The 4,134-nt window shown below is 56.1% G+C and carries 5 protein-coding genes; 2 read left to right on the top strand and 3 right to left on the bottom strand.

Going from position 1 to position 4,134, the window contains the following annotated elements:
- Positions 1-83: 83 nt before the first annotated feature.
- Positions 84-269, bottom strand: a complete 186-nt coding sequence (locus tag ACH107_RS30595) for a hypothetical protein (RefSeq protein WP_412509463.1) — start codon at positions 267-269, stop codon at positions 84-86.
- 110 nt (positions 270-379) lie between these two features.
- Here ACH107_RS30595 and ACH107_RS30590 point away from each other — a divergent pair, with 110 nt between their 5' ends.
- A complete protein-coding gene (locus tag ACH107_RS30590; protein WP_412509462.1) occupies positions 380-1,780 on the top strand; it encodes a hypothetical protein in 1,401 nt (466 codons plus the stop codon).
- A gap of 217 nt (positions 1,781-1,997) precedes the next feature.
- Positions 1,998-2,303: a hypothetical protein gene (locus ACH107_RS30585; protein WP_412509461.1), complete on the top strand. Its 306-nt coding sequence runs from the start codon at positions 1,998-2,000 to the stop codon at positions 2,301-2,303.
- A gap of 296 nt (positions 2,304-2,599) precedes the next feature.
- Here ACH107_RS30585 and ACH107_RS30580 read toward each other — a convergent pair whose 3' ends face one another.
- On the bottom strand, positions 2,600-3,634 hold the full coding sequence (locus ACH107_RS30580) for a hypothetical protein (RefSeq protein ID WP_412509460.1): 1,035 nt from the start codon (positions 3,632-3,634) through the stop codon (positions 2,600-2,602).
- A gap of 34 nt (positions 3,635-3,668) precedes the next feature.
- Positions 3,669-4,134: IS630 family transposase (locus tag ACH107_RS30575; RefSeq protein ID WP_412509459.1), on the bottom strand; the 466-nt coding region annotated here is incomplete at its 5' end.

Genomic DNA, 4,134 nt, shown 5'->3' with positions numbered 1-4,134 from the left:
ATGGAATACCAGAATGGGCAGCCCCTGCTGGGGCGCGCCCCAGCAGGGGCTCATGGCCCCCAACTCGAGCGAATTTCCAGACCTTAGGGTACAGTACCTTTGTCCGACAGCGCCGCGTCGATCCGGCAGGCGATGAACTTGGCATCCACCGCCGCGTCCGCCTCGATCTCGTCCCGCTCCCACACCAGCCCCAGCTTCTTGGTCCGGTCGCGCTTTTCCAGCAGTTCGACAAGTTGCGCGTGGGTGAGGTCGTCGTATTTTCCGGCCATGTGCGAGGGTCTGCCCTTATTCTTGCTGCGTTGCACCTTAGGCGTGGGATCGAATAAAAGGAACCCACCGTCGAGCGTATGACTACACCAAAGAAAACAGATAAGCAGACATGCACGACCGCCCCTTTGATCCGCAGTGGACTACCGACAGCCCAAGGCTAGAGGCATATCTGGCGAGGCTGTGCGCTGAGTTGTCGGTACTTGGCGAGGGACGACGCCGCCGGAGGCAGGACGCGCAGGCCAGCTTTGAGGCGGCTGTTAGGGCTGTTGTACTTGACATGTTCAGGGCACACCTTAGCGATCCAGTGCTTGAGGTGGGCATAGGTACGGACAACAATGTCCTGCAAAAGCTAAGCAAGAGCCAATACGGTGCCAGCTTCATATCTGCCCGAACATTCAGGGACGCCATGCACGCTCTACAGAACGCGGGGCTTGTAATGGAGAGCACACCCTTTTGGCACGACCCGGCGGGGAAAGACAGTCGAGTGTCCCGATACATGGCGACACCCGCATTGCTAAGTGGGCTGGAGCAGGCCGGGGCATCGGTCACGGACCTACGCAGGCACGCGAACGCAGAAGGCATACGCCTAAAAGATCACGACAAGGTGCTCGTGGAGTATGGGCAAGACGGGTTCGCAGAAGGGGCGCGGGACAGGTTACATATTATCAACGGTATGCTGGCGTCACATTGGGCTGACTTGGCGCTCAGCGACGAGCGGATTGCTCAAGAGGTGCAGCGCCTCAGAGGAACACGAGAGGACGAAGCCACTCAGACCTTCGACTCCGCCGCACGGACTGTCTACCGCGTATTCAACAACAGCGACTGGCAACAGGGCGGGCGCTTCTATGGCGCGTGGTGGATCGGCTGCCCGAGTAAGCTGAGGCCCTACATCCTGATTGACGGCAAGCGTACCGTAGAAGTGGACTACTCAGGGATACATGCGGCCATGCTCTATGCTGCGGCAGGCAAGGCCATTCCCGACGACCCTTACGAACGGTGTCTCTCCAAAGCGGGCAACGTGGCAGAGCGCAAACTCGTGAAGCAAACATTCAACGCACTGCTGAATGCCGACAATATAGACACCATCAATGAGATAGAGGGGTATTCAGCCGACCTGACGGGGAAGGGCTGGCAGGAGTTCAAGCGGTTCATCGTGGCGCAGTATCCAGAGTTCCAGCACCACTTCGGGTCTGGTGTGGGGCTGCGACTTCAGCGCAAGGACAGTGACCTAGCAGAGAAGGTCATGTTGAAGTTCGCAGCAATGGGCCACGCCTGCTTACCTGTCCATGACAGCTTCATCGTTCACTATGGACTTGCGCAAGACTTGGCAGACGCCATGGACAGTGCCTTTCTGCAGGAGTTCGGTGTCTCGGGTCGAGTAGGAGTTGATGTTGGTCTAGGCGAACAAGTCGTAGGCGGTGACATACCGATAGACGATGACATTAGCGACCTATTGAACCCCACAGGTCATGAGGCGAGGTTGTCAGCCTTTCGTTGCAACAACACGTAGCAGGCGGCAAGTCGCTACTTTCTCTTAAGACGAAGGAATAAGCAATCGCAGGTCTTCCATCGGATTATGCCCCATCATGAATAACTGGAGTGTAACCTGATCGGTCACGCCTTCCGGCGCTCCCTCATTACTAAGAACGTTAAGGAGCGCCGGGGTTTTTTTAAATCTTCAAGCGTCTGATGGCCTCGCTGAGTTGGTCGGGCATGTAGCCTTCCTGATGCTGTCCGGCATCTTCGGCAGCGGCATCGGGCTGCGCCTGCAACGCGAAGACAGCGAGATGGCCGAAAGCATCATGCTGCACTTTGCGGATAACCCCAAATACATCCAAGACATCCGCAACGCGCTGCGTGAAACCGGGATGCTGGACGAAACCGCCTGTACGGTGCGCCTGCGGCTCAAGGACAGTTTCAAGCAGACTTCTCTATATACGAAGGAATACGTCTGGGTGACTGAACGGATGAAGAGCCCGCGTGACGGTGTCGCAGGGCTGGATGCCTACAGAATCGAAGGACCTTTCACCTAGCCAAATGACTTGGACAAACTGACTGCACGATAAAAGCTGACATTGCGCAGTACGTCCTGCACCAGATAAAAGCGGCGTGAAAATCGAAAGTGTAGAGTATATCGGCACCATAGGTTTTACTCGGTGCTTCATCAAAGACCGCTTCGAGTATGAGGTTTTGGGCGAGTGATGGCATTCCGGATGCCAAAACCATCAAACCGACGTGGACTTGTGCTGGTTCCTCTCCACTATAGGATCAAACAAGTTGGTGCAGGCGCGTTCCTGTCCTGGCAAGCCGTGTCCGCAAGCCGGAAAACTCAGGTTGGGCATTGTAGCTTTTTGAACTCGGCCCTGACCTGACTCTCGACGAAGCCAGCGGATACTTCTGAGGCTGGGCGGTTGGCGACAATTTGTTCGGCCTGTCTTTTTAAAGCGTCCTGCGCGGTTCTTTGCTCCATCATCTGCAAAATGAAGTCCACGGTAGAACCTGTCAGCTCAAACTCGCGATATACTGCGTTCCCAAGGAACGTTCTGGGAAGGCCGCTACTTCCCGAGGGCGCTCCTCCGTATATGTCTCTACCCAAGTCAATGTTGACAGAGCCAAAGCAATCTTTGATGTGCTGGCCATAATACTGAGTTCCGACTGGGCATGCTCGCACAAGAGGCCGCTCATAGTCGTAACTCGGCAACGGGTCTCTTAGATCAACTTCGACCCAGTTTCCTCCAATTTGTGAATTGGAGTTGGGGAGCCGCACCAAATGGGGTACGCGTAAGTCATTGTTCAGGTATTCATCACGCTCTGCGACTGTTAGGGTACCAACCTGTTCTTTCATCGCCAAGTCGGCGAACTGTGCATTGGTTGTTTCGATCTGCCATGCAAGTTCTGGCGTGAGTTGTTTTATGGTCTCCAACTTATTCTGCTGCGTCATGCAGGCCGTATGTGATGCCCACCAGTCTGGAAAGAGATCAAAAAAGTACTGCGCCGTGGCGTTTGATGCTAACCTAGCAAGCTGTCGTCGTCTTGCTCGCAGGGCTGCGGCGAAGTTGTCATTGGCCATGATGTTGTCGTGGTACTCGAAGGGAATGTCGTCCGTGAGTGGGTCGAACATCTCGTACTTGTCATAGTCTGCCTCGCCAGACCGATAGCCTAGTAGTACGGCTCCGATGGCTGGTATAAACGCAGCTAGTTCCAATGGCTTACCGACGTCTGTTTGGGTCCACTCATCTACAAGTGGGGGTGCTTCGTCACTGATTACAGGGATAAATCCGCCGTCATCCACAACTCGGTTTCCTGCGAAAGTAAGGGGGACAACTACTGCAATTGCAATGACGGCTTTCCAACGCTTGCTCATGACGATACCTCTAGTGCTCCGAGTCTGACGCATGCTACCGGTTCCCGCGAATTTCATCGAGGGCGTTCAGTGCGCGGCGCTCTCGGGCGAGGATGTCCTCGGCCGATTTGGTCCAGGTGAAGGGTTTAGGCTTGGCGTTGTGCTGCAGGAGGTAGTCGTAGATGGCGGCCTCGAGGTCGCCGACGCTGGTGTAACTGCCGCGCCGAATGCGCCGTGACGTGATCTCGGCGAAGAACCGTTCGACCATGTTCAGCCATGACGCGCTGGTCGGCGTGAAATGCAGTCGGAAGCGCGGGTGCTTGTCCAGCCAAGCCTTCACCTCGGGCGTCTTGTGGGTGGCGTAGTTGTCGAGCACCAGGTGCACCTCGCGCGACTTCGGCACATGCCGGTCGATGCGGCGGAGGAACTTCAGGAATTCCTTGGCGCGGTGGCGCGGCATGCAGTCGCCGATGACCTGGCCGGATTTGACGTCGAGCGCAGCGAACAGCGTGGTCGTGCCA

This window comes from Roseovarius halophilus (ex Wu et al. 2025) (assembly GCF_047086965.1).
Note: the sequence above shows the minus strand (reverse complement) of the source record. Positions and strands in the feature narration are given on the sequence as shown.

Coding starts and splice junctions, on each gene's coding strand:
- ACH107_RS30585 (WP_412509461.1), top strand. CDS start 1,998: ATGCTGTCCGGCATCTTCGGCAGCGGCATCGGGCTGCGCCTGCAACGC.
- ACH107_RS30580 (WP_412509460.1), bottom strand. CDS start 3,634: ATGAGCAAGCGTTGGAAAGCCGTCATTGCAATTGCAGTAGTTGTCCCC.
- ACH107_RS30595 (WP_412509463.1), bottom strand. CDS start 269: ATGGCCGGAAAATACGACGACCTCACCCACGCGCAACTTGTCGAACTG.
- ACH107_RS30590 (WP_412509462.1), top strand. CDS start 380: ATGCACGACCGCCCCTTTGATCCGCAGTGGACTACCGACAGCCCAAGG.